This is a genomic window from Afipia massiliensis (genome assembly GCF_001006325.2).
GTDB lineage: Bacteria > Pseudomonadota > Alphaproteobacteria > Rhizobiales > Xanthobacteraceae > Afipia > Afipia massiliensis_A.
This window is the reverse complement of record NZ_LBIA02000001.1, coordinates 308,395-332,745: the sequence shown is the minus strand read 5'-3', so window position 1 is coordinate 332,745 and position 24,351 is coordinate 308,395. Positions and strand designations below refer to the sequence as shown.

General features: G+C 59.9%; 19 protein-coding genes. 16 read left to right on the top strand and 3 right to left on the bottom strand.

Going from position 1 to position 24,351, the window contains the following annotated elements; all coding sequences use genetic code 11:
* Positions 1-20 precede the first annotated feature (20 nt).
* The 7 genes from YH63_RS01445 to YH63_RS01415 all read left to right on the top strand — a co-directional run bounded on the left by YH63_RS01445 (position 21) and on the right by YH63_RS01415 (position 8,876).
* Positions 21-1,175: an ABC transporter substrate-binding protein gene (locus YH63_RS01445; protein WP_170978644.1), complete on the top strand. Its 1,155-nt coding sequence runs from the start codon at positions 21-23 to the stop codon at positions 1,173-1,175.
* A gap of 97 nt (positions 1,176-1,272) precedes the next feature.
* On the top strand, positions 1,273-1,872 hold the full coding sequence (locus YH63_RS01440; RefSeq protein WP_046829143.1) for a TetR/AcrR family transcriptional regulator: 600 nt from the start codon (positions 1,273-1,275) through the stop codon (positions 1,870-1,872).
* Positions 1,873-2,010: 138 nt separating this feature from the next.
* Positions 2,011-3,405, top strand: coding sequence for a phenylacetate--CoA ligase family protein (locus tag YH63_RS01435; protein ID WP_052753915.1), 1,395 nt, complete (start codon positions 2,011-2,013; stop codon positions 3,403-3,405).
* Positions 3,398-5,005 carry an acyl-CoA carboxylase subunit beta gene (locus tag YH63_RS01430; protein ID WP_046829144.1) on the top strand — a complete coding sequence of 536 codons (1,608 nt, stop codon included), beginning with the start codon at positions 3,398-3,400 and terminating at the stop codon, positions 5,003-5,005. The genes YH63_RS01435 and YH63_RS01430 overlap by 8 nt, the downstream gene beginning before the upstream one ends.
* A 12-nt stretch (positions 5,006-5,017) precedes the next feature.
* Positions 5,018-7,012, top strand: coding sequence for an acetyl/propionyl/methylcrotonyl-CoA carboxylase subunit alpha (locus YH63_RS01425; protein WP_046829145.1), 1,995 nt, complete (start codon positions 5,018-5,020; stop codon positions 7,010-7,012).
* Positions 7,009-7,986 carry a hydroxymethylglutaryl-CoA lyase gene (locus YH63_RS01420; protein ID WP_046829146.1) on the top strand — a complete coding sequence of 326 codons (978 nt, stop codon included), beginning with the start codon at positions 7,009-7,011 and terminating at the stop codon, positions 7,984-7,986. Before YH63_RS01425 ends, YH63_RS01420 begins: the two co-directional genes overlap by 4 nt.
* A 461-nt stretch (positions 7,987-8,447) precedes the next feature.
* The gene (locus YH63_RS01415; protein WP_052753885.1) at positions 8,448-8,876 is read left to right on the top strand and encodes a RidA family protein; all 429 of its coding nucleotides are present in this window, start codon (positions 8,448-8,450) and stop codon (positions 8,874-8,876) included.
* A 59-nt stretch (positions 8,877-8,935) separates the two neighbouring features.
* Here YH63_RS01415 and YH63_RS01410 read toward each other — a convergent pair whose 3' ends face one another.
* The 3 genes from YH63_RS01410 to YH63_RS01400 are packed head-to-tail and all read right to left on the bottom strand — an operon-like array spanning position 8,936 to position 13,555.
* Positions 8,936-11,482: a branched-chain amino acid ABC transporter ATP-binding protein/permease gene (locus tag YH63_RS01410; protein WP_046829147.1), complete on the bottom strand. Its 2,547-nt coding sequence runs from the start codon at positions 11,480-11,482 to the stop codon at positions 8,936-8,938.
* On the bottom strand, positions 11,479-12,354 hold the full coding sequence (locus tag YH63_RS01405) for a branched-chain amino acid ABC transporter permease (protein ID WP_046829148.1): 876 nt from the start codon (positions 12,352-12,354) through the stop codon (positions 11,479-11,481). The genes YH63_RS01410 and YH63_RS01405 overlap by 4 nt, the downstream gene beginning before the upstream one ends.
* A gap of 37 nt (positions 12,355-12,391) precedes the next feature.
* Entirely contained in the window at positions 12,392-13,555 is a 1,164-nt protein-coding gene (locus YH63_RS01400) for an ABC transporter substrate-binding protein (RefSeq protein ID WP_433995107.1), read from the bottom strand.
* A gap of 205 nt (positions 13,556-13,760) precedes the next feature.
* Here YH63_RS01400 and YH63_RS01395 point away from each other — a divergent pair, with 205 nt between their 5' ends.
* The 9 genes from YH63_RS01395 (at position 13,761) to arcC (ending at position 24,137) form a co-directional block, all read left to right on the top strand.
* The gene (locus YH63_RS01395) at positions 13,761-14,792 is read left to right on the top strand and encodes a polysaccharide deacetylase family protein (RefSeq protein ID WP_083992670.1); all 1,032 of its coding nucleotides are present in this window, start codon (positions 13,761-13,763) and stop codon (positions 14,790-14,792) included.
* 53 nt (positions 14,793-14,845) lie between these two features.
* Positions 14,846-16,057 carry an amidohydrolase family protein gene (locus tag YH63_RS01390; RefSeq protein ID WP_046829150.1) on the top strand — a complete coding sequence of 404 codons (1,212 nt, stop codon included), beginning with the start codon at positions 14,846-14,848 and terminating at the stop codon, positions 16,055-16,057.
* A 196-nt stretch (positions 16,058-16,253) separates the two neighbouring features.
* On the top strand, positions 16,254-17,003 hold the full coding sequence (locus YH63_RS01385; protein WP_046829151.1) for a TetR family transcriptional regulator: 750 nt from the start codon (positions 16,254-16,256) through the stop codon (positions 17,001-17,003).
* 171 nt (positions 17,004-17,174) lie between these two features.
* The gene (locus YH63_RS01380; protein ID WP_046829152.1) at positions 17,175-18,152 is read left to right on the top strand and encodes an oxamate carbamoyltransferase subunit AllH family protein; all 978 of its coding nucleotides are present in this window, start codon (positions 17,175-17,177) and stop codon (positions 18,150-18,152) included.
* 207 nt (positions 18,153-18,359) lie between these two features.
* On the top strand, positions 18,360-19,952 hold the full coding sequence (locus YH63_RS01375) for a gamma-glutamyltransferase family protein (protein ID WP_046829153.1): 1,593 nt from the start codon (positions 18,360-18,362) through the stop codon (positions 19,950-19,952).
* A 245-nt stretch (positions 19,953-20,197) separates the two neighbouring features.
* Complete coding sequence (locus YH63_RS01370; protein ID WP_046829154.1) at positions 20,198-20,395, top strand: hypothetical protein; 198 nt, start codon at positions 20,198-20,200, stop codon at positions 20,393-20,395.
* Positions 20,396-20,405: 10 nt separating this feature from the next.
* The gene (locus tag YH63_RS01365; RefSeq protein ID WP_019196112.1) at positions 20,406-21,656 is read left to right on the top strand and encodes a DUF1116 domain-containing protein; all 1,251 of its coding nucleotides are present in this window, start codon (positions 20,406-20,408) and stop codon (positions 21,654-21,656) included.
* Positions 21,653-23,185 (top strand): acyl-CoA synthetase FdrA, encoded by a 1,533-nt coding sequence (gene fdrA, locus YH63_RS01360; RefSeq protein ID WP_046829155.1) that lies wholly within the window; start codon positions 21,653-21,655, stop codon positions 23,183-23,185. Before YH63_RS01365 ends, fdrA begins: the two co-directional genes overlap by 4 nt.
* A complete protein-coding gene (gene arcC / locus YH63_RS01355; protein ID WP_046829156.1) occupies positions 23,172-24,137 on the top strand; it encodes a carbamate kinase in 966 nt (321 codons plus the stop codon). The genes fdrA and arcC overlap by 14 nt, the downstream gene beginning before the upstream one ends.
* Positions 24,138-24,351: the final 214 nt, after the last annotated feature.

Below are 24,351 nucleotides of genomic sequence, written 5' to 3'. Positions count from 1 at the left end.
GGGAGGCAGGAATGCGTTTGATGAGAAGAATCGCGGGTGTTGTCGTATTCGGAGCGCTCGCGGGAGTTGCGCATGCGGCAGAGCCGGGACTTACCGCGACGGAAATCCGTATCGGTGAAATTCTCCCGCTGACGGGCCCTGTAAGCTTCGCAGGTGAAGCCCATTATCTCGGCACCAAAATCGCGCTCGCCGAAGCCAATGCTTCGGGCGGTGCGGCCGGCCGCAAGATCGTCGCGCTCACGGAGGACGACGGTTATGTCCCGGCCCGGTCGTTCCAGGCAGCTCAAAAGCTGCTTGCAGACGGCGTGTTTGCAATCACCGGCACATCGGGCACCAGCCACTTGAACGCCATGCTTCCGATGTTCATCGAGCAGAAGGTGCTGACCCTGGTTACGATCAATCCGGCCGAGCAGGCTTACAATCCGGTGAAGAAGAACGTCTTCGTCATCGGCACCGACTACGGCAATGCGATCCATGCTGGTGTGAAGTATGCGGTGGAAAAGCTCAACAAGAAGGATGCCCGATTCGGTCTGATCTATCAGGACGACGATTTCGGCGCGAACAACAAGCTCGGCTACGAGCGCGCAGTGAAGGAATTCGGCCTCAAGAGCGTAGTTGAGATCCCCTACAAGCGCGGCCAGAAGGATTTCTCCGCCGAGATGCTTCGCGTGCAGAAGGAGAAGGTCGACTTCCTCGTGTCCGGCGGGATCATCGCTGAGAACGTAGCAATCTTCAAGGAAGCCAAGAAACTCGGTATGACGGACCTGCGGGTGTCCACGGTGTGGACCGCGCATCTGCCGATCGTGCAACAGTTGGCCGGTGACGCAGGCGATGGCTACTATACCGCGGATTACATGGCTGACTTGTCGGACCCGGAGGCGGCGCCATTCGTTGCCGCCGCGAAGAAGTTTCTCACTGCGGACGAAATGAAGAAGGTCAACCGCTACACGATGGCCTCCTATAGCGGCGCCAGCATTCTTATTCAGTCAATCCGCTCCTGCGAGAAGGACCTCACGCGAGATTGCGTCATTGCCCAACTGGAAAGCGGCCGTAGGTTCTCGGTGAACGGCGCTACAGCCCCGTTCGGCTTCTCTCCGACCAAGCATTTTTCGGACTCTCCCGTCAGTGTCATGGTGAGCGACACCAAGAACGCGCGGTTCGTCCGGGCGCCTTGATAGCAGGATCGCGCCGGCTGCGGCCAGCCGGCGCGATTGGCCTTGCGATGAGTGCTATAATGGCAGCCGGAGAATCGACGCTGGAAGGGATCAATTGATGGCCAGAACGACAGGCTCGACGGGAGTCAAAACCAAGGAAGCGATCCGTCGAGCTGCCATCAAGCGGATCTATCAGCACGGGTTCGAGGCAATGAAGCTGCGGGACCTCGCCGACGACGTCGGAATCCAGGCTGGCTCTCTGTATAACTATATCAAGTATAAGGAGGATTTCCTTTACCTGCTGCTGAAGGAAGTTCTCGTTGAGCTGCTCGACGGGCTCGCGAAGGAGGTGGACGGTCCCGAGACGCCGCTGGCGGCGCTGGAAGCGTTCATTGCGTTTCATCTGCGTTGGCACACGGCCCGCCGGGAAGAGGTGTTTATTGGCAATATGGAGCTTCGCAGCCTGTCTCCATCACACTCCACGGAGATCGTGGGGCTTCGCGAAACCTACGAGAAGAAGCTGCGTGATATCCTCGAGTGGGGCAACAAGGACAAGGTTTGGAAAGTCCGGGACCCCAAGGTTACGACCTACGCCATTATCGCGATGCTGACCGGTGTCTGCACCTGGTACAGGCCGCGCGGCCGTCTCTCTCAAGAGCAGCTGATCGAAGTCTATCGCGAGCTTGTGCTGCGCGGCATCGGTCTCGTTAAAAAGTGAGGGTAGACGCGGGTTTGCGCGGTAGTTTACCTGTATAAAGAAACGGTCAACCGCTTGTTTAATTGCGGGTGATCGGGTAGCTATCGAGCTACGCAACGTTCGCCGCCGGCTGCGACTGCCGATGAAGGGACAATGAAAATGCGATATCGCAAACCGTTGGCATTCTCGCATGGGATCGCCACCACGTTCAGTGGTGTTGAAACGGCGCCTGCTGCGGCTATCCGTGGCCTTCAGGAGGAGCGCCTGCGCAGGCAGCTCGACTACCTCGATGCGCGCTCGACTCTCTACCGGCGGCGATTTCGCGAAGCCGGAATCGATGTCAGCAGCATCCGTAGGATCGATGACCTTGCGCGGATTCCGTTCACTACCAAGCAGGACCTGCGCGCAAGCCTTGCAGCGGCGCCGCCACTCGGCGAGCATCTGGCTGCGCCGCTCGAAGATGTTGTGCAGATTCAGGCGTCGTCGGGCACCACAGGCAGCCCGTCTTATGTTGGTCTGACGGAAAACGATGTCTTGGCCTGGCAGGAAATGACGGCGCGCGCATTGTTCGCGTGCGGCATGCGGCCGGGCGACCTTGTGCTGCACGGCTTTTCCATGAGCAAGGGTTTCGTCGGCGGCATCCCGATCTTTCAGGCGATCCAATACCTCGGCGCACGCGACATTCCGATCGGCGCGGACGGCGGCTTCGACCGGTTGCTGATCGCCTGTCGTGATCTCCGTCCGCGCTGTATCGTCGGGACCCCGAATTTCCTACTGTTTCTGGCGGACATGGCCAAGGAGCTCACCGGCTTCGAGGCGCGCGACCTCGGCGTCGAATGTCTGATCGTCGGCGGCGAGCCGGGCGGCGGCATTCCGGCCGTTCGTCAGGCCATCGAGCAGCGCTGGAATGCAACGTGCCGCGAGCTGATGGGCGGTACCGATCTCGGCTGCACCTATTGGGCGGAGAGCAATACCGAAGACGGTATGTACATGGTCGGTCCAGATCACATCCTGGTCGAGTTGATCGATCCGGAGAGCGGAGATGTGCGCCCTTTCAAGGAGGGAACGACCGGAGAACTGGTTTACACATCGCTCGGCCGTGAAGCCTCGCCGGTGTTGCGTTTCCGGAGCGGAGATCATGTTGTCGTGACCAACGACGGCAAGCGGGGTGGGCGTACCACACCGGCAGTCCGGTGTTTCGGCCGCACTGACGACATGCTCATCGTGCGCGGGGTCAATCTGTTTCCATCGGCGGTTCAGGACATCGTGGCGTCGATGCCTGAGACCAATCGCGTGATGCGCGTTGTCGCGGACTTCGCCGGCCACACCACGCAGGACAATCTCAAGGTGATTGTGGAGCGCAGTGAGGCGGCAAATCCGGCATCTGATGCTGCGCTCAAGCGCTCGGCTGAGGAGCGGATCCGCAATGCGCTGTCTGTCAAGGCGGATGTGACGGTGGTTGCTGCGAATTTCTTCGAAAAGCCAGGCGCCAAGAAAGTGTCACTGACGCTTCGCGAGATGCCGTCGCTAAAAGGAACTGGTGATCATGGCTAATCAGGCAGCGGGAATACAGCCTCCGGTCTCCGAGGCGGAGCTCAATCGCCAAGCTTATCGCAAGCTGCTCGACGATCTGTATGCTCGGCGAAAGGCCGCTCGAATCGGTGGTCCGGAAACCGCGCGGAAGAAACATCGTGAACGCGGCAAGCTGCTGGCGCGCGAGCGTATCGACGTGCTGATCGATCCTGGCTCCCCATTTCTCGAGTTGGCCGAGTTCGCGGGCGAAGGCCTGTATGAGGGTGTCCCTCCGGGCGCGGGCATGATCACGGGCGTGGGCACCATCTCGGGTCGCCCCTGCATGATTATCGCCAATGATGCTACGGTGAAGGGCGGCACCTATTTCGGCATGACGTGCCGCAAGCATGTGCGTGCGCAGCGCTTCGCGTGGGAAAACCGGTTGCCTTGCGTTACGCTCGTGGACTCCGGTGGTGCATTTCTTCCCGATCAAGCCAACATTTTTCCTGATGAAGGGCTCTTTGGTTCGATCTTCCACAATCAGGTTGGCATGTCGGCCGATGGGATTCCGCAGATCGCAGTCGTGCTCGGAGCCTGCACTGCGGGCGGCGCCTATATTCCCGCGCTGTGCGATGAGGTGGTCATCGTTCGCGGACAGGGCTTCATGTATCTCGGTGGGCCTCAGCTCGTGCAGGCAGCTACTGGCGAACAGACCGATGCGGAGGCTCTGGGAGGAGCCATGATGCACAGCCGCGTCAGCGGTGTGACCGATCATCTTGCAGAAAACGATGCGCACGCGCTCGCGCTTACCCGAAGCATCGTTGCGGAGCTCCAGCCGCTTGCGCCATCGCGATGGAAGCAGAGTGCCCCTGTGCTTGCGCAGCATCCGGCCGACCGCATTTATGAAATCGTCAGCCGGGACGCCCGTAAGCCGACTGATACGCGCGCAATTCTCAAGTGTCTTCTCGACGGCGGCGAGCTGCAGGAATTTAAAGCCGAGTACGGCAACACGCTGATCACTGGATTTGGCCGCATAAACGGCCATCAGGTCGGCGTGTTGGCGAATGCCGGTGTGCTGTTCACCGAGTCCGCGTTGAAAGCGACGCATTTCATCAATCTGTGCTGTCAGCGCGATGTGCCGCTGCTGTTTCTTGCCGATGTCTCCGGGTTCATGGTGGGGCGGGAAGCGGAAGCAGGTGGCATCGCAAAGGCGGGCGCGAAATTCATCACCGCGATGAGCTCCGCATCGGTGCCGAAGTACACCATTATCATCGGCGGCTCCTATGGCGCAGGTTATCTCGCCATGTGCGGTCGCGCGTTCAAACCGACCGCTATGTTCATGTGGCCGAACGGCCGCGCCGCCATCATGGGGCCGGAGCAGGCGGCTACCACGCTTGCGCTGGTGCGCCGCCAGATCGTTGAACGCAGTGGCAAGGAGTGGACGGCTGAGGCCGAAGAAGCTTTCAAGGCACCCATCCGCAGTGAATACGAAACTTTCGCCAATGCGTACAACTTCGCGCGCAACCTGTGGATCGATGGCGTCATCGAGCCGGGTGAAACGCGCGAAGTCATGACTCTCCTGCTTGATGTGGCCAGCCGGACGCCGCGTCGCGATACGCGCTTCGGCGTGTTCCGAATGTAAGGCGGCAATCGCATGTTTAAGAAAATTCTTGTCGCCAACCGCGGAGAGATTGCCTGCCGGGTTGCGCGAACCTGCCGCAGGCTCGGAATCCAGGTCGCCACGGTGCATTCGGCCGCTGATCGTACCGCACTGCATGTGCGCGAGATTGGTGAGTCGATCGAGATCGGTGCAGCGCCCGCCAGCGAAAGCTATCTCGTTATCGACCGCATCGTGGAAGCCGCCTCTCGTGTAGGCGCGGATGCCGTTCACCCGGGCTATGGTTTTCTTGCTGAGAATGGCGACTTCGCTGACGCGCTTGCAAAGAAGGGAATTGCCTTTATCGGGCCGTCACCGGAAGTACTGCGTCAGTTTGGCAACAAGGCCTCTGCAAAACAGATCGCCAAGCTTGCCGGTGTGCCGGTGGTGCCGGGTACCGACAGACCGAGTGCATCGATCGAGGAGATCGAGCACGCGGTCGTGGGGATGAAGCTTCCCGTGCTGCTCAAGGCAGCGGCCGGCGGCGGTGGCAAGGGCATGCGCGTGGTGAACAGCGCAGCGACCGCACTTGCCGACATTCAGGCTGCGATGCGTGAAGGCAAGAGTTCGTTCGGCGACCCGAGCCTGATCGTCGAGCAGTTCCTGCCGGACGCGCGGCATATCGAAGTTCAGATTCTTGGCGATGGCCAGGGCAACGTTGTCCATCTGTTCGATCGTGAATGCAGTCTGCAGCGCCGGCACCAGAAGGTGATCGAGGAAGCACCGGTCCTCAGCCTCGATCCAGCCTTGCGTGAAAGTATTCTTACCCATGCGGTGCGGCTCGGAGAGAGGGTCCGCTATGCCGGACTTGGCACGGTCGAGTTCATCGTCAAGGACGGCGATGCGTTCTTCCTTGAGGTCAATCCACGCATTCAGGTCGAACACCCCGTCACCGAGAGCGTCACGGGGCTGGATCTGGTTGAACTGCAAATTCGTGCGGTCGCGGACGGTGCCTTGCCGCTTGCTCAGGCCGATGTGAGGGTATCAGGTGTCGCGATCGAGGCGCGGCTTTATGCGGAAGATGCCGACAATGGATTTCTGCCCTCGACCGGCACCATCGAAAACCTGCGGCTGACCGATATGGTTCGTGTCGATGCAGGTATCAGCGCAGGCATGGCGATAACGCCTTACTACGATCCGATGATCGCGAAGCTGATCGCGACCGCCGCGACCCGGATCGAAGCCTATGCGCGGCTCGATGCAGCGCTGCTCGATTGCACGGTCGGCGGTGTGACGACAAATCTGACCTTCCTGCGCAGGATCGTCTCTGATTCCAACGTCCGGACAAACGAGGTGCACACCGGTACCATCGATGATATAGTCGCGTCGGGTGTCGAGATGCCTCGCTTTCATCTCGACGCTCACATAGCTGCAGGTTTGTGGCTTTGGTCGCGCCGCAATGATCGCATCTGGGGTGGGCCCGAGGGGCTAACTGGCTGGCGACTGGGAAGCGGAGCGCCGGAGCCAGCTGCTGCTCCTGCTATTCACCTTGGCGCACCTGGCCGGTCTCATGATGTTACGTTCGGTTACGCAGGGCGGCCAGACGCACTGCTTGTCAGCATTGAGAGCCGTACAACGACGTTCGCGTTCCACGCTCATAGCGACGGTCAGGTAACTGTTGCTTATGACGATGTCGCCATGACGGTGACACCTACGCTGTCGGACACGTTTTCCGGGTTTGCGTCGGCAGTTGCGAACGCCGGGTTCACGGTTCATCCCTATCTTTCTGGTTCGCTTCTGGCGCATGTCGGTGCCAATGACGGGCAGGTGAGAGCGCCGATGATGGGACGAGTCGTATCGGTCAATGTTGAAATGGGCCAGTCGATCGCGGCGGGCGACGTACTTGCGGTGATGGAATCGATGAAAATGGAGTTGACGATAGCGTCGTCAACGGCAGGATGTGTCACCCACATTGATTGTGTTGTGGATGCGACCGTGGAGCGCGATCAGGTCGTCTTCGTTGTCTCGCCCGATGTGGAGAATGCTGCATGAGTGATTTGCCGGCGGCCATCGAGATTCACGAGGAAGGCCCACGTGAGGGATTTCAATACGAGAAGAAAATCTTTCCGCTGGCCGACCGGGTCGCTCTGGTCAACGCGCTATCGCATACTGGACTCAAGCAAATTCAGGTTGCTTCGTTTGTGAGCCCGAAGCACGTCCCGCAGATGGCAGATTCTGCCGAGTTCTTCGCCGCCATCGAGAAGGTTCCGGGTGTGAAGCACACCGGGCTATGGCTCAACGAGACGGGCTTCAGGCGTGCATCCGCCGTGAAGAACGTGGACCTGAAGGGCGTTTTGCTGTTTTACGCTTCCGACGCGTTCGCGTTGCAAAACAATGGCTGCAACGCCGAAGAGATGCGCAAACGTCAGGATGACTGGATCCGTCTCTACGATGACGCGGGCGTTGCGATTGCTTCGGTCTACATCATGACTGCTTTCGGGTGCAATCTGCAGGGCGAAGTACCTGTTGAAGCCGTCACAGAGAATGTCCGCTGGGTGCTGGAACGTTTCGGAAAGAACGGGCGTCCAATTCCGGCTATTTATCTGGCGGACACGGTGGGATGGGCTGTACCGACCGAGGTCGAGCGTCGGGTTGGTGCTGTTCGTGAACTGGCGCCCACCGCACGCATCGGTCTACATTTGCATGACACGCGCGGCGCAGGACCAGCCAGTTTCTATGCGGCGTTGCGGATGGGCGTAGATCTGTTCGACAGCTCTGTCGCGGGGCTTGGAGGTTGTCCGTTTGCCGGCCACTCGCACGGCGCGGCTGCCGGAAACATCTGCACGGAAGACATCGTGTTTATGGCCCACGAGATGGGAATCGAGACCGACGTCAATCTCGATGCGCTGATCGAGGCTGCGCTGTTTGCGGAACGGATCATCGGCCGACCACTCGGCGGCCGGATCATGCATAGCGGGAGCCTCACGCGCTTTCACGAAACTGCGCGTTCTAGGAAGCTTGTCTGATGCATTGAAGATGAAATTCCCTGCTGCCGCTGCAAAAATAGGCAACCCGCGCGCTGTGTAGCTACTGCGAGGCCATGCGAAACTGGAAAGCACGGTGCGGTACCTCGGCATAGAGGTCGATGACGTGCTGACAATCTCTGAACAGTTGTGCTTTAACTCCTGCGGAGCGGCGGCCGTTTAGGAATCACGTCATCAAGCTCGAGAATCGATCCCGATTGTGAAACATCATAACCAGAAAACGTATCTGAAATCCTGCGAAACGCTTTTGACAACACCATGATGCTGCTCGGCGACGCCAAGAAAATGACCGAGAACATCGTCAAGGCGATGTGAACCATACAAGAGAAGGGATGATGAGGGGATTGGCGGGAGCTTCATGAACCCGCTAATGGTAGGTTCTGACATCGAACGCCGCCAGCAACGGGCGGCGATGAAGCTGATTTGCAAAGATCATCGGGACGATGGCCCTGATGATTCAGCAAAAGGGATCATTCGAGATGACCAATCTTGCGCCTGCCAGACCGAGATATTCGCCCGCGCGCCGCATTCCGCTTGGCCCCAGCGGTGATTTGCTGTTGCTGTCCGGCGTCATCTGTCACGACGATGATGCGCGCGACAACATTGAGGAGCAAACCCGCCGAATTTTCGCGCGCGTTGCCGCGGTGCTTAAGGATCACAACGCCGCAATCACCGATATCGTTAAGACGACGTCATATTTGACTGATCTTGCCGACTATGATGGCTTCAATCGCGTTCGCGTCGAAATCTTCATCGATTGCAAGGAGCCGCCAGCGAGCACCGCTGTTGGGGTTGGCTCATTGCTCGGTCAAGGAACGCGGCTCGAAGTTGATGTTATCGCTCTCGTTCCCCATATCGGCGCGGCAAAGTAGCTGGCGAGAGCATCAGGCATCCGAACCGCTTGTGCAGTTCGGAGCGTGCCTGATGTGCGCTATGATGCCACCACAATGGTTGGCTGTTCGGATTTTGTCTGGACCTCTCCTCCCAGGTAGCTGGCTTCGAGGGATGGATCCTCTGCAATAATTCCGGCCGCTCCACTTTTTACGATAGCGCCGGTCTCGAGGAGATAGGCTCTGTCGGCCAGGGCGAGAGCTTGTCCGGCCATCTGGTCCACGACAATGAGCGTCATGCCTTCGACGCGAAGTCTTTCGAATGACGCAAAAAGTTCTTCGACAACAAGCGGCGCCAGGCCAAGCGACGGTTCGTCCAGCATCAGCACTTTCGGCGAGGTCAGCAGGCCACGGGCGACTGCCAGCATTTGCTGTTCGCCGCCGGAGAGCAGACCGGCGCGATGATCGATGCGCTCGTTGAGACGCGGGAAGCGCGTCAGCATGGCTTCGACCTCGGTATCCAGATCGATACCGGTGCGCGCGAAGGCTCCAAGCTGCAGATTTTGCCGGACAGTAAGTTCCGGAAATACCTGCCGCCCCTCCGGCACCAGCACAACACCGATACGAGCCCGTCCATGCGCGGGCAAACTATCGATCCGTTTGCCAGAAAGCTGAATCTCGCCCATTGCACGCGGCGGCTCAAGGCCGGCGATCGAGCGCATCAGCGTGGTCTTGCCGGCACCGTTTGCACCAAGAACGGCGATAGCCTCGCCGTTGGCAACAACGACATCGATGCCTTCAAGCGCTTGCGACAGACCGTAGAACGCATCGAGCTTCTTGATCTCGAGCATGGTCTCTTGCCCGGTCTGACAGGCGGCGCGGTGACGTTGTTCGCTCGCAGCGGCATCGCCGAGATAGGCCTTCCGGACGAGAGGATCGTTCCGGATGGCGGCCGGTTCGCCGATGGCGATGCGCTTGCCGCCGTCGAGCACGACGATGTGGTCGCTGAGAGACATGATCATAGGCATGTCATGCTCGACAATGATGACCGCGATGCCGAGGTCCGCGATGCGGCGCAGCAGTGTCGTCAGACGTTGCTTGTCACCTTTCGATAAGCCGGCGGCCGGCTCGTCAAGAAGCAAAACCTTCGGTCGCAATGCCAATGCGCGCGCGATCTCGACCAGGCGCTTCTCGCCATGCGGCAAGGACTCCGCCGGTCGATCGAGGTCACCATCGACGCCCGCGAAGCGCAGCAGCGATCGCGCGAAACGTTCCGTATCAGGGTTGCGCAGCGGCGAGACAATGCCGCCGAGCTTGCCCGCTGTTTCTGCCAGAAGCGCATTTTCGATAATGGTGAGAGAGCCGAACAGTTGCGTGGTCTGGAATGTCCGGGCGACGCCGACGCGGGCAAGGGCGTGCGACGGCATACCGGTCAGGTCGCGATCCCCGAGCTTCACGGTGCCAGAACTAGGGCGATAAAATCCGCAGAGCAGGTTGAGGGCGCTCGTCTTGCCCGCGCCATTGGGGCCGATCACGCTCGTCACATCACCTGGCTTTGCGGTGAACGAGACGTGCTGCACCGCGCGGACGCCACCGAATGAGATCGACAGATCCGCCACGTTGAGCGGAGGAACGCTGTTGCCTTCCACACGAAGCCGGGCGTCCGGTTCACCGACTGCGCCTATACCTTCTGTCGCGGTTTGCGGTTTTGATGTCGGAACGAATTTTGCGGTGAGCTGTGCGATCAGGCCGGCAATCCCGTTGGGGGCGACGCGCAGCACGGCGAACAGCAGAAGCCCGAAGGCGAGCAAGCGATATTCCGCCAGATCTGACAGAAGTTCCGGCAGCAGCACGATAAGGAGTGCACCGATCACCGGGCCGAGGGCCGATCCGGCCCCGCCGATCATGACGCCGAAAAGCAACAAGATCGATTGCAGGAAAGGAAATGAACTCGGGCTGATATATCCCTGAAGCGGAGCGAACAAGGCTCCCGCCAGCGCCATGGCCGCGGCGGAAATGACAAAAGCCATGGTCCGAACGCGAACGAGGTCGATACCGATCGAACGTGTCGCAACCTCGGAATCGCGCGCAGCGCGCATGGCGTAACCCCAGCCGCTGCGCTTGAGCCGATCGAACAGGATGATGCCGGCGAAGACCAGAACGACGCTGGCGATCGCGAGGCCACGTTCCGACAACGGCATACCGAAAATTGTCGGTGGAGCGGTCAGGACGAGGCCGTTGCCGCCGCCGGTGAGATCGCGCCACTCGACGGTGCCATGCTCGACGATGAAGCCGAACGCGATCGTGACCATGGCGAGATACGGTCCCCTGACACGTAGCGCCGGCATGGCGAGAAGGCCGCCAATGATACTGACAAGGACGATGCCTGCTGCGGTGGCTGCCAGATAGGGCCAGCCGGCCTTTTCCATCAGAAGCACCGTTGTGTAGGCGCCGATCGCCATGAATCCGATATGACCCAGCGAGATCTGTCCAGCCAGTCCGAGCAGAACATTCAGGCCGATGCAGGCAATCGCCGTCAGAGAAATGGTGGCGATAAGAAAGACCGCGTAGCTATCGGCGATCGCCGTATAGCCAAGGGCGACCACCAGCACAGCGCCGGCGGCGAGGAGGGATGTACGGGACATCATACCTTTTTAACTCCAGCGCGGCCGAGCAGCCCGTGAGGCAGAACTACGAGGATGACAATGACGGAAGCAAAGGTGATGATCTGGGTATAGACCGAGCCGAGATAGCTGGTGGCGAACACCTCGATGAGGCCAAGACAAAGTCCGGCCAGCATAACCCCCCATGCACTGCCGAGACCCCCGATGATCGCGGCGGCGAATGCCTTGATGCCGAACAGCGTCCCCATATCCGAAGAGACGTTGAACAATGGCGCGATCAGAAGTGCCGCGATCCCGGCGAGAACGGCCGACACCGCATAGCTCGCCGCGATGGCGCGGCTGACATCGATGCCCATCAGGCGCGCTGCATTTGGATTCTGCACGACCGCCAGCATGGCGACGCCGTGGCGCGTACGGCGGGTGAACAGGTGAAGACCCGTCGCCAGCAGCAGGCCGACCACAGGTATCAGAAGCTGAAGCGGGTAGACGCCAGCTCCTTCGACGATCTGGATCGGTTTCACTGCGAGGATCGATGGAAAGCCACGAGGCTCTTTGCCGAATACAAACAGCATCAGGTTATCGACGATGATGCCGACGGCAACGGTGGCCATCAGCCAGTTGTCAGATCCGCGTTGCACGAACGGACGCACGGCGTAGCGTTCGATGATGAGGCCATAGAGGGCGCAGATCGCCAGGACAGCCGGAATCCCGAGAGCGCCCGGCCAACCCCACAGAACAAGAAAAAAGTATCCGGCCACGGCGCCCAGGGTCATTGAGCTTCCCTGGGAGAAATTTACCGTGCCGGATACTGCGTAAGTAACGTGAAAGCCAAGCGCGAGCAGCCCGTACATGCTGCCGAGAGCTAATCCTGTGATAATCGCAGGAAGAATTGACATGTGCGAGCCTGTGCTGGTTGTCGACTAACGAGCCGGTTTACTTTTTTACGAACGGCAGGATGCGGTTGTCCTCGAACCGGGTCCAGATGTAGTCGTTCTCCGTGAGGGCATCGTGCTTTGTCTGCGTAAAGGGCTTCTCGTAGGTCTTGATCAGGCCATCGACACGGTCGATTGCATAGAAGCCGTCACGGATCGCTGTCGGGTCGGTCTTGCCGGCTTTCTGGATTGCGCTCGCGATCATCAGGACGGTGTCATAGGCATTGGCAACGCCGACAGCCGGAGTGACATCTGCAGGTCCCTTGATGTCGGGATACTTCGCTTGCAATGCCGCCATGACCTTCTTGCCGGCAGGTGAGAGGTCGCCGAAGAAGCTGTAGGTCTGCACGAAGATCACGTTCTTGGCGTTGGGGCCTGCGAGTTCGGTGAAGCGGCCGCCGGCGGGGCCCCAGTGGGAGACGATCGGCGGTGCCCAGCCCATGCGGTCAAGCGATTTCACCACCTGTGAAGCCGGACCGACGTTGCCGACCAGGAAGAGCGTGTCAGCTCCGGCCTGCTTCAGCCGCGATAGCTGCGGCACGACATCTACGTCGTTACCTTCGAACTTCTCGATCCCGGCCGGTTCGGTACCAGCGGCCTTCATTGCCAACTTGAGACCATGCTCGTTCGACTCGCCCCAGGGATTGTTGACGAGAATCAGGCCGGGCTTCTTGGTGTCGTAGGTCTTGCGCGCGAACTGAACGATAGCCTTGTCGACTTCATCGTCCATGGCCGAGACGCGAAATACATAGTTCGAGCTGGCACCATTTTGGGTGATGGCGGTGCCGGCGGCCCATGGCACCACGAAAGGCATCTTGGCGTTGTTGACGAACGGTACAATCGCGAGGGCGACCGGAGTGTCGAGGCCGCCGATCAGCGCGGCAACCTTCTCGCGCTGGATCAGTTCGCGCGCTGCGATCAGCCCCTTGGCCGGATTGCTTTCGTCGTCGCGGCGGACCAGTTCGAGCGGCCGGCCAAGGACGCCGCCCTTTGCATTGATCTCTTCGATGGCGATAGTGGCTCCGCGGGTCAACGCCTCGCCAGCCCGGGCCGATTGCCCCGAAAGGGCAGTGACGAGCCCGATCTTGATCGGGTCTGCAGCCAGTGCGCCGGATGAAAACAACAACGCTGTGGAGAAGGCTGCGCCGGCCATGTTTCTGAACATGGCCGCACGGCAGAGAAAACGACTCGACAACTTCGAAACCTGCTTCATTCTGGTAACCTCCCGCTAAGGGCTATGCTCTCGGCATCGAGAACAACCTCGCCAGCTTTCCGTCGGCTCATCTGCTGCAAGCTTGACGGAAGTAAAAACTTTCTTCAACTATAGTTGGAATGTCAAGCGCACATCATCTTGTTGAAGGAGTTTTTGGATGGGCGAGAAACCCGCCACGCAGACAGGCGCGTCGAATACACTGGGCAACATCGTGAAGTCTGCGCCCAACGTTGGAGGCTTCCAGCAAGATGTTGGTCACGTATCGAGGGCGTCCGGCGAGCGATCAGGGCAAACCCTCGAAGTTCCTTCTCACGGGCGTTATGGCTATAGCGCCATCGTCAGACGACCCGACTTCAACTGGCCCGAAGGCAAGCGCCTTGCGGTCTACATCGGCCTAAATCTTGAGCACTTCGCCTTTGGCGACGGTTTAGGCGCGGAACTTTGCCCTGGCGGACCGCAGCCGGATGTTCTGAACTATGCATGGCGCGACTACGGTAACCGGGTCGGTGTCTGGCGATTGATTGACCTGTTCGACGAACTGTCACTGCCGGTCTCGGTGCTCGCGAACAGCAGCATCTATGACTACTGTCCGGAGGTGATGGATGCTTTCCGGGTGCGCGGAGCCGAGGTGGTCGGTCACGGTCGGACGAATTCGGAGCGGCAGGGCATAATGCCGCAAGCACAGGAGCGACTGCTGATCGAGGAGTGCACCGAGGTCATCACGCGCGCGGAGGGGCGTCCGCCGGCTGGTTGGCTCGGGCCCTGGATTTCGCAATCTTCGGTTACACCGGATCTGCTGGCCGAGGCTGGCTACAGCTATCTGCTGGACTGGTGCATGGACGACCAGCCGGTATGGTTTTCGACCAGAGATGGCGGGCGCATTCTTTCAGTGCCGTATCCGCAGGAGCTGAACGATATTCCCTCCATCGTCGGCAGGAAAGATTCTGGCGAACAGTTCGCGGCGATGATTGTCGATACCTTCGAGGAAATGCTGGAGCAGTCAACGAAGCAATCCCTCGTGATGGGAATCGCGCTGCATCCTTATCTTGTCGGGCAGCCGCATCGTCTGCGGCCACTGCGGCGCGCGCTGCAAACCATCGTTGCGAAGCGCAGCGACATCTGGATTACGACCGCTGGAGGCGTCGCGGACCATTGCCGCACGTTGCCGGAAGGGATCATTCCGTCTTGACGCAGCGCTAAGCCGACGACGCGTTCGCCTGGCTACATTTTTGGGGACATCAATTGACTGAGTTCGACGCCCTGTTTCGAAATGCACGACTGTCCGATGGACGCGTTGTCGATATCGCCGTCAGGAATGGCCGCATCGCCGCGATCACCTCCGATCAGTGCGGCTCCGTGTCGGCGCATGAAACCTTGGATCTCAACCGTCGTCTCGTGCTGCCGGGTCTCGTCGACGGCCACATTCATCTCGACAAGGGCTTCATCGGCGACGAGTGGAAACCCCATAGGCCCTGCACTGCGGGCTTCAACGTCCGCGAACGGGTTGAATTCGAAAAGCAGGAGCTTGCCAAGGCGAAGCCTATTCCCGTGCGCGCCGCGGGTCTGATCGAGCTCTGCGTCACGCAGGGAACGACCCATATGCGCAGCCACGTCGATATCGATCCGGGGATCGGGTTACGGAATCTTGAGCAAGTCGTGGCGGTTCGCGATGCGCATCGCGACAGGGTGTCAATCCAGATCGTTGCCTTTCCGCAGAGCGGCATCGTGACAGCGCCTGGTACGCGCGAATTGCTCGATGAGGCCGTTCGTAACGGTGCCGATCTCGTCGGAGGCCTAGATCCGGCTGGCTATGATGGCGACATCGCAGGACATCTCGATGCGATCTTCGATATCGCAGGACGTCATGGCGTTGGGATAGACATACATCTGCATGACGGCGATCTGCTCGGTGTCTTCGAAATCGAGGAGATCGCGCGGCGCACCAAGGCGCTCGGGCTTGCCGGCAAGGTAACGATCAGTCACGCCTATGCGCTCGGTCAGGTTTCCCGCGATATCGCGCAGCGGGCGGCAAATCAGCTTGCAGAGGCGGGGGTGTCTATTCTGACGAACGCGCCCGGAGCCCACGCCTTTCCGCCGGTGCTGCTGCTTCATGACGCTGGCGTCAACGTGTTCGCAGGCAACGACAATATTCGGGATTCCTGGTGGCCTTACGGCGACGGCGATCTGCTGGAACGGGCAATGATCGTGGGGTATCGTTCGGGCTTCAACACCGATGCGGAACTCGCGCTTGCTTTCGATATGGTGACGTCGAGCGCAGCGAAAGCGCTCACTATCGAGGGTTATGGTCTCGTCGAAGGTGGGGTAGCCGATTTCCTCGTGCTCGACGCGCAGCACATCCAGGAAGCGGTGATTTCCCGGCCGAAGTCGCGCGACGTCTACAAGGCGGGTCGTCTGATTGCCAGTAACGGAGCGATGACCGCCGATGGGCGTTGAAACACGTGCCCTGATCGCCGGATGGCCGACGGTGTGGCATGGACGTTCCCGTTATTTGATTGCAATCGGGCCTGTGTGGTAGCTAGCTGTCAAATGCCGCCCGTAAAACGAGGTTTCAGAGGTCGAACGACCCGCCGGAACGGCAACTCATGCTAAAGTCGCCAGATGCTCTCAAAGGCGTTGACCAGGTGCACGGATGAACGAGACGTCAGCAAAGAAGCGTTCGGTACGAAAGAAGCCAGAGGGCAAGCGCAAGCGGGATTCTGCCCTCACCAAGGAATCGATCCTGCAGGCAGCTACTTTTGAGTTCTGCCGGAATGGTCTTGGCGGAGCGCGCGTCGATGCGATTGCCGCGCGCGCAAAGGCCAATATGCGTTTGCTGTATCATTACTTCGGAGACAAGAACGGGCTTTACCTGGCTGCTCTTGAGCACGTCTATACGGAGATCCGGGCCGCTGAACAGCAGCTTAATCTGGACAGCCTCGACCCCGCGACAGCTCTACAGGAGCTCATCGATTTTACGTTCACGTTTTTTCAGAATCACCAAGACTACATCGCTATGATCAACACCGAGAATCTGCAGCGCGGGAAATACCTTCGTAAATCCCGCAAAATTGCAGCGCTCACCATGCCGCTTGTTTCCAACATCGAGAACATTCTGCGGCGCGGAGCGGCGGCAGGTATTTTCCGCAGCGGGATAGATCCTATCCAGCTCTACGTGACGATTACCGCATTCAGCTACTTCCATGTGTCGAACCGGCACACGCTGTCGTTGATGTTCGACAAGGATCTGAGCGATCCGCAATGGCTCGCTGATCGCCGCATGCACACTCACGATGTCATCGCGACATGGTTGATGGCCCCTGATGCGCTACACAAGGACGGCAAAAAAGTGTCCTCTCCGAAGCTCTCGCCTGTGCGGGGCAAGGCGTCCGACTTGGTGTAATTGCTCGCTTTTTGCGACCGCACGCGCAGCGGTCCACTCCCGAGCATACCTTTGTCATAATTCGCCGGCCGCTTTTGCGGTCGGCGTTGTCATTTGACAATGATAAGTAAGAGAATTATTACTTTAAGGATGCGGACGGTTTCTTGCCGATTTGCGGCGCGGAATCTCGGTATGATGATTGCGGATCGAATACGAACTTTGGAGCGCGCCCTACAGCCCGGGCGAGCTGAAATTCGCCAAGTTCCGGCCATTGGTGAGCTAGGCTTGCTGGCCGAAAAGGTCCTTCAGGTTGAAAGCAACGGCCGGGTTGTCGCTGTTTTCGATCGCTCTTTTTACGCTGTGCTCGGCAGCCAGTGGATTTGTGTTGGCCTCCCGCATCTTGGCTCTGGTCCGCTGCACGTTTTGTGCGAGCGTCGGCCACAGTGTTGGCCAATGGTCGGGGCTGTGGTCGCAGTGACTGGCTCAATCCTTGTTATCGACAACAAGCCGTTCGCCACGTTCGATGGCGCCTCCATCTGGAAACCAGAGCTGGCTCCCGGTTGGACGCGTGCCGGTTTGCGGATCGGGCTCGTCGCTGTTGACGAATTCTGGCGTGTTGGTTCGGCGGAGGAGGGATTGGCGGCGGCGGGTTGTGCGCAACCTCCCACGGAACTTACGCCGCTCGTCGCTGCCGCTGCCGCGGGAATCGCTGCTCTCGGTCGCGTTATCATAGATGCGCTCCATGAGCGCGCTCCGTCGTCTGCGGACTGTGCGGAGCTTGTAAATCTGATCGGCCTTGGGCCCGGTCTCACGCCGTCCGGCGATGATCTGATCGGGGGCGCGCTGATCGCGCTGGCGGCGCTCGATCTGTTGAATGTGCGGGACCTTATCTGGGACGTCTGCCGCGAGCATCTTGATCGCACCAACGACATCAGCCGGGTACATTTGCGGACAGCGGCGCTCGGCTATGGAGCCGCCGCAATGCATGCTGCAGTTCACGCGACGATGACAGGCGAGGTGGGTCGTGTTGAGCGGGCTTTGGCCGCAGTATCGGCGATCGGTCACAGCTCGGGCCGCGACGGCTTTGCAGGTGTCTTGATTGCGCTGCGAGCGGTCGAGCGGAATCTTTCCGGCGATAAAGAACGAAGCTCTGTTTCCATCCGCACCTAACAAGCGCATTTGCGCCGCGGGCGTTCCCCAACCTTGGCTGCTCCGGACCCTGTGTTCGGAGCAGTTCTTGTTTGTAGCGCTGTTCCGGTGTCCCTGGCCGCAAGATGTCCTTCATCGACGCCGCGTGACGCTTTGGGCCGCGCAGCAAACGCTCTTGACGATATATAAGTAAAAACATTATTACTTGTTTTTAGCCGGAGCGTTCCGATGTTGCAGACGAAAAGAAGCTATCGAGGCATGGTCACGGCGCCGCATCATCTCGCGGCACAGGCTGGTCTTTCGGTTCTGTCCGATGGCGGCAATGCGATTGAAGCGATGATTGCTTCTGCGGCTGCAATCGCCGTCGTATATCCGCACATGAACGGCCTCGGCGGAGATAGCTTTTGGCTGATCGGCAAGCCGGGATCGGCGCCAATCGGAATTCAGGCATGCGGGCGCTCCGCGATGGCCGCCGATCGCAACTGGTACCGCGAGCGCGGGTGCGCTGCCGTCCCCGGGCGCGGTCCGTTATCGGCGCTGACGGTTGCAGGCACCGTTGACGGCTGGGAGAAGGCGCAGAATCTCAGTCGCCGGCAGCATGGCGGTCGATTGCCGATGTCACGGCTTCTGCAGGACGCAATTCGTTACGCGTGGGAAGGGGTGCCAGTTCCGCAGACCCTTCACGAAAACACCAAGAAGAAGCGCCCCGAGTTGCAAGACGTGCCGGGCTTCGCCGATGTCTACTTGCCGAACGGCGCTCCGCTTGTTGTCGGCTCCAAACTCAGGCAGCCACGCGTTGCGGACACGCTCGCCCGCCTATCGCAAGCGGGCCTTTCTGATTTCTATCGCGGCGATCTTGCGCGATCGATGGCCGCGGATTTGGAGAAGGCGGGTAGCCCGCTTCGTCTGGCCGATCTCGAACGTCATCAGGCAACCTTGGTGACTCCCTTGTCGCTTGATGTGGCAGGTCACAAGGTTTTCAATATGCCGCCGCCGACGCAAGGTCTGGCGTCGCTGTTGATCCTCGGACTCTACGCGCGGCGTATCGCCAACGAGGCGGATGGCATCGATCATCTGCACCGGCTGGTCGAATGCACGAAAGCGGCATTCCGCGTTCGCAACCGCCATGTGACAGATCCCGACTACATGGAGCGGGCTGCGACTGATTTCCTGACGGAAGAAGCGCTCGCAGCTCTCGATGAAACTGTTGCGACAGGACGCGCTGCCCCGTGGCCAGATCCTTCCAAGCAGGGTGACACGGTATGGCTCGCCGCAACCGACCGCAGCGGTCTGAGCGTCAGCTTCATTCAAAGTATCTACTGGGAGTTCGGTTCGGGGGTCATTCTTCCTCAGACCGGTGTGACCTGGCAAAATCGCGGAACGAGCTTCAGCCTCGCCGAGAATGAACAGAATCGGCTTGAGCCGTCGCGCCTTCCGTTCCACACGATCCAGCCTGCAATGGCCGAGCTGAGCGACGGTCGGCTGATGTCCTATGGCACGATGGGCGGTGAAGGGCAGCCGCAAACGCAGGCCGCCATCTTCTCGCGCTACGCACTCCACGGTCAGGATCTCCAGTCGACAGTCACGGCCCCGCGCTGGCTGCTCGGTCGAACGTGGGGCGAGGAAAACAACAATCTGAAAATCGAGTCTCGTTTCGATCCAGGGACAATCGGCGCCATGCGCAGCCTCGGACACGATGTTCAGGTGGTGGGGGCGTTCGAGGAGTTCATGGGGCACGCGGGCGCAATCGTATGGCACCCGGATGGTTTGATGGAGGGCGCAAGCGATCCCCGCAGCGATGGCGTGGTGGCCGCGCGGTAGGTTGCGATTTGCGGCGCGAGATCCTCGGGGCTCACTGGAATCTCAGTGCCCCGGGGATCGTGCGCGTGCCGGGCTCGTGGTGTTGCATCGGCGCAGGGTGGCCTGTCGATAGCGACGCGTAGTGCCAGCGCTCTTCTTTTCGTTCCTTCGCTCGCACGTTCGGCATTCGTGCAGTGTATTCGCATCCGCAATTGACAAAGTAAAAACTTTCTTACTAATCTCGACCCATCGAAAGAGAGTAAAGGATGACGCTGGTGGCACCCGAAAAAAATACGCCGTACCAGGCCCTGCTGACGGGCGACGTGAAAGTCGTGAACGTCGGACTTGAGGGCTTCGTGAAGGATCTGCGCGACTGCGACATCGAGGTTGTCCATGTCGACTGGTCGCCGCCGGCTGGTGGTGATCCCGAGATGGCGTCGCTGCTTGCAAAGCTGGGCGTATGAGGGGGCGTCCATGAAACTGATCGAAGAAGCAAACAAGCAGGCCGTGGCGCGCATTCTGGAAGGCGAGCCAAAGCTGATCGACATCGTTCCGGCGCGGGATGTGCTCAAGGGCTTAAAGGAGCGCATGGTTCTTCATGCCGGGCCGCCGATCACATGGGACAAGATGTGCGGTCCGATGCGCGGCGCGGTCGCAGGCGCGATCGTTTTTGAGGGCTGGGCGTCCGATCTCGATGCGGCTACCGAACTGGCAGCGAGCGGCGGCATCGAATTCCACCCCAATCACCATTTTGGCGCAGTCGGTCCAATGACCGGCATGACCACCGTGTCGATGCCTCTTTTCGTCGTCGAGAACACCCGGTTCTCCAACCGGGCCTACTGCGCGATTAACGAAGGACTCGGCAAGGTGATGCGCTTCGGCGGGAATGACGCGAGCGTACTCGCCCGTCTCGCCTGGCTGCGTGATGTGTTTGGACCGGTGCTCGCCAAGGCCATTCGTGCGCGCGGTGGCATCGAGTTGAAGTCGATCATCGCGCGCGGTCTCTCGATGGGCGACGAAATGCATCAACGCAATCTCGCCTGTTCGAGCGTGTTTCTTAGAGAAGTCGGGCCGTCAATGGCGCGCACGTCGACCGATAACGCGGTTCTTGCTGACTGCATCGCCTTCATTGCACAGAACGATCAGTTCTTTCTCAACATCGCGATGGCGATGGGCAAGGCGATGACCGATCCGGCGAAAGGCATTCGCGGCTCAACGGTCGTCACTGCCATGTGCCGCAACGGCACCGACTTCGGCGTGCGCGTGAGTGGCCTCGGTGATCAGTGGTTCACCGCGCCGGTCGAAATGCCCGAGGGGCTCTATTTCGCGGGCTATTCCGAAAAGGACGCTAATCCCGACATGGGCGACTCCGCCATTGTCGAGACAATTGGTCTCGGTGGCTTCGCCATGGCGGCTTCACCTGCGGTAGCCGGGTTCATCGGCGCTGGCGCGCCGTCGTCAGCGGGAAATTTCACCCGGGCAATGGGCGAAATCACCGTGGGGCAAAATCCGGAATGGACGATAGCTGCACTTGATTTTGCGGGCGTTCCGACCGGCATCGACGTGCGGCTTGTGGTTGAAACCGGGCTGGCACCGATCATCAACACCGGTATCGCGCACCGCGAACCTGGAATCGGGCAGGTGGGTGCGGGCGTGGTGAAGGCCCCGATGGCCTGCTTCCAGCAAGCCGTTCGGGCCATTGCGAAAGACCTGGGGGTATCATGAGTGCGTTCGTACTGAATGAGATTCGGAAGGGTTTCTATCTGGATTCCGTCGCGCTGATGCGGCTGTCGCGTGAGATCGCGGCGGCGCCCGGCATTCTCGAAGCCGCGCTGATGATGGGGACGCCGTCGAATTTGGCCATTATGCGTAACGCCGGGCTTCTTGACGGCGATATCGCGGCGCAAGGCAACGATCTCATCCTTGCGGTCAGGGCCGAGAACGAACAGTCCGCGCGCTCTGCGCTTGGTGACGCGCTCAAGGCGCTCGATAAGCCAAAGACCCAGAGTTCGGGAGAAGCTGCATGGCAGCCGCGCAGCATCGGTGCGGCGGTCAAGGCCGCCCCTGACGCAAATCTGGCGTTGATATCCGTTCCCGGCGAGTTCGCCGCGGCGGAAGCACGCAAGGCGCTCAATCGCGGACTTCACGTGTTGATGTTCAGTGACAACGTCTCGATTGCGGATGAATTGTCGCTCAAGCAGCATGCGCGGGAGTTGGGTCTGCTGATGATGGGGCCGGACTGCGGTACGGCCGTCATCGGTGGCGCGCCGCTGGCATTCGCCAACAAGCTGAAGCGCGGCAAGATCGGGATCATCGGGGCGTCCGGGACCGGCACCCAGGAAGTTTCGTGTCTCATCTCCGAAGCGGGCGAGGGCATCTCGCATGCGATCGGCGTTGGCGGGCGCGACCTGAAAAAAGAAATCGGCGGGATTACGACGCTGATGGCGATGGACGCGCTGGACGCCGATCCGGCAACGGATCGCGTTGTGCTGATCTCCAAGCCGCCGCATCCCGATGTCGCGAAGGTTGTAATCGGGCGCATCGCCAAGAGTCCGAAGCCCTACACGGTCTGCTTCATTGGCGCTGCTTCAGCCGATCTGCCGCCGAATGCGAAGTTTGCCCGCACACTTAAGGATGCTGCTGAACTCGCACTCGGAGGCCGGATCATCGGCGCTAACTTCAACGTCACGAAACTGGCTACACGTCTGCCGAGGCGCAAGGGTGAGCGCCGGATCGAGGGTTTGTTTGCGGGCGGAACACTCTGCGCCGAAGCACAGGTGATCCTCGGGGCCGGCGGTCGCAAGGTGGCGTCGAACGCGGCGATCCCCAACGTTCCCGATCTCGATGCGCCAGAGAGCGTGGGCCGAGACCGGATCATCGATCTCGGAGCCGACGAATATACCCAAGGCCGTCCACATCCCATGATCGATCCGTCGGTGCGCGACGACGCCTTGCGCGCAGCGCTGATCGATCCCGAGGTCGCGGTCATTCTTGTTGATCTCGTGATTGGCTACGGCGCGCATGCCGATCCTGCAACGCATCTGGCGGAGATCGTGGCGGACCGCGCTGACAATGCGCCCATCATTGTTGCTTCGGTAACGGGCACCGAGCTTGATCGGCAGGTGCGCTCCGCGCAGGTCCGGCGTCTGGAAGAAGCAGGCGTTATGGTCGCGCCGTCGAATGCACAGGCATGCGAACTCGTGCTGGCTATCGCGACCAATGACATCAAGGTGAACCGCTATGCGAACACTTAATGAAGTTCCGCGCCGCCTCGTAATTGCCATCGGTGGCAACGCGGTTCATCCCGAAGATATCAGCGGCACGTCCGACGAGCAAAAAGCTGTCGCGCGGCAAACCGCGGAGGCATTGCTGCCGCTTGCCCAGATCGACAACGAACTGGTGATCACGCACGGCAACGGACCTGTGGTCGGCAAGATCATGATGCGTCAGATGCTGACCATGAGCCGCATCCCGCCGATGTCGATGGACATTTGCGTGGCGCATAGCCAGGGCGGCATCGGTTATCTTCTGATGCAGGCGATCGAGAACGCGCTGCGGGAAAATGGCAATCAGCGCCATGTCGCGAGTCTTCTGACCCAAGTGGAAGTCGATGCCGACGATCCGGCCTTTCGCAATCCGACCAAATTTGTCGGTCCGTTCTTCTCGGAAGAGGAAGCGAAGAATATCAGCAAAGAACTCAACTGGGCGATGCGCGAGGATTCAGGTCGCGGCTGGCGTCATGTCGTGCCCTCGCCGAAGCCGAAGCATGTCTGCGACATTTCGCTGGTCGATGCACTGGTCAAGCGCGGCACGATCGTCATTGCCGGCGGCGGTGGCGGCATGCCCGTGATCCGCGATGCGAAGGGCGTGCGCACCGGCGTGCCTGCGGTCATCGACAAGGATCTGACATCTGCACACATCGCCAACGTGCTCGATATCGACGAGCTGCTGATACTGACGGCGGTGCCGCGTGTTGCCGTCAATTTCGGCAAGTCGAACCAGAAGGAGCTCACAGAAGTGACGCTCGATGAGATCAAGGCCTATCACCGCGAGGGACATTTCCCGCCCGGAAGCATGGGGCCGAAGATCGATGCGGCGATCCGCTTTCTGGAAGGCGGCGGCAAGCGCGCAATCATCAGTCATCTCGATCACGCAATGCCTGCGCTTCGCGGCGAGACCGGAACACATATCGTACAGAACCCATAATCGTTTTCTCGCCCGCAATAAGCGCGGGCTATCAACTCCGGAGGTGACGAAGAACTCGCTCGTGCATGCAGGCTATTGATCGCGCTTTGGATTTCACCATAACACAAACGGGGGAATACTGATGTCAGATACTAGAGTCTTCGATAAGAGCCGAGGTCATTTTTCGCGGAGAGAATTGCTTGTCACGTCAGCCTTCGCCGCTGTTGCTGCTGCG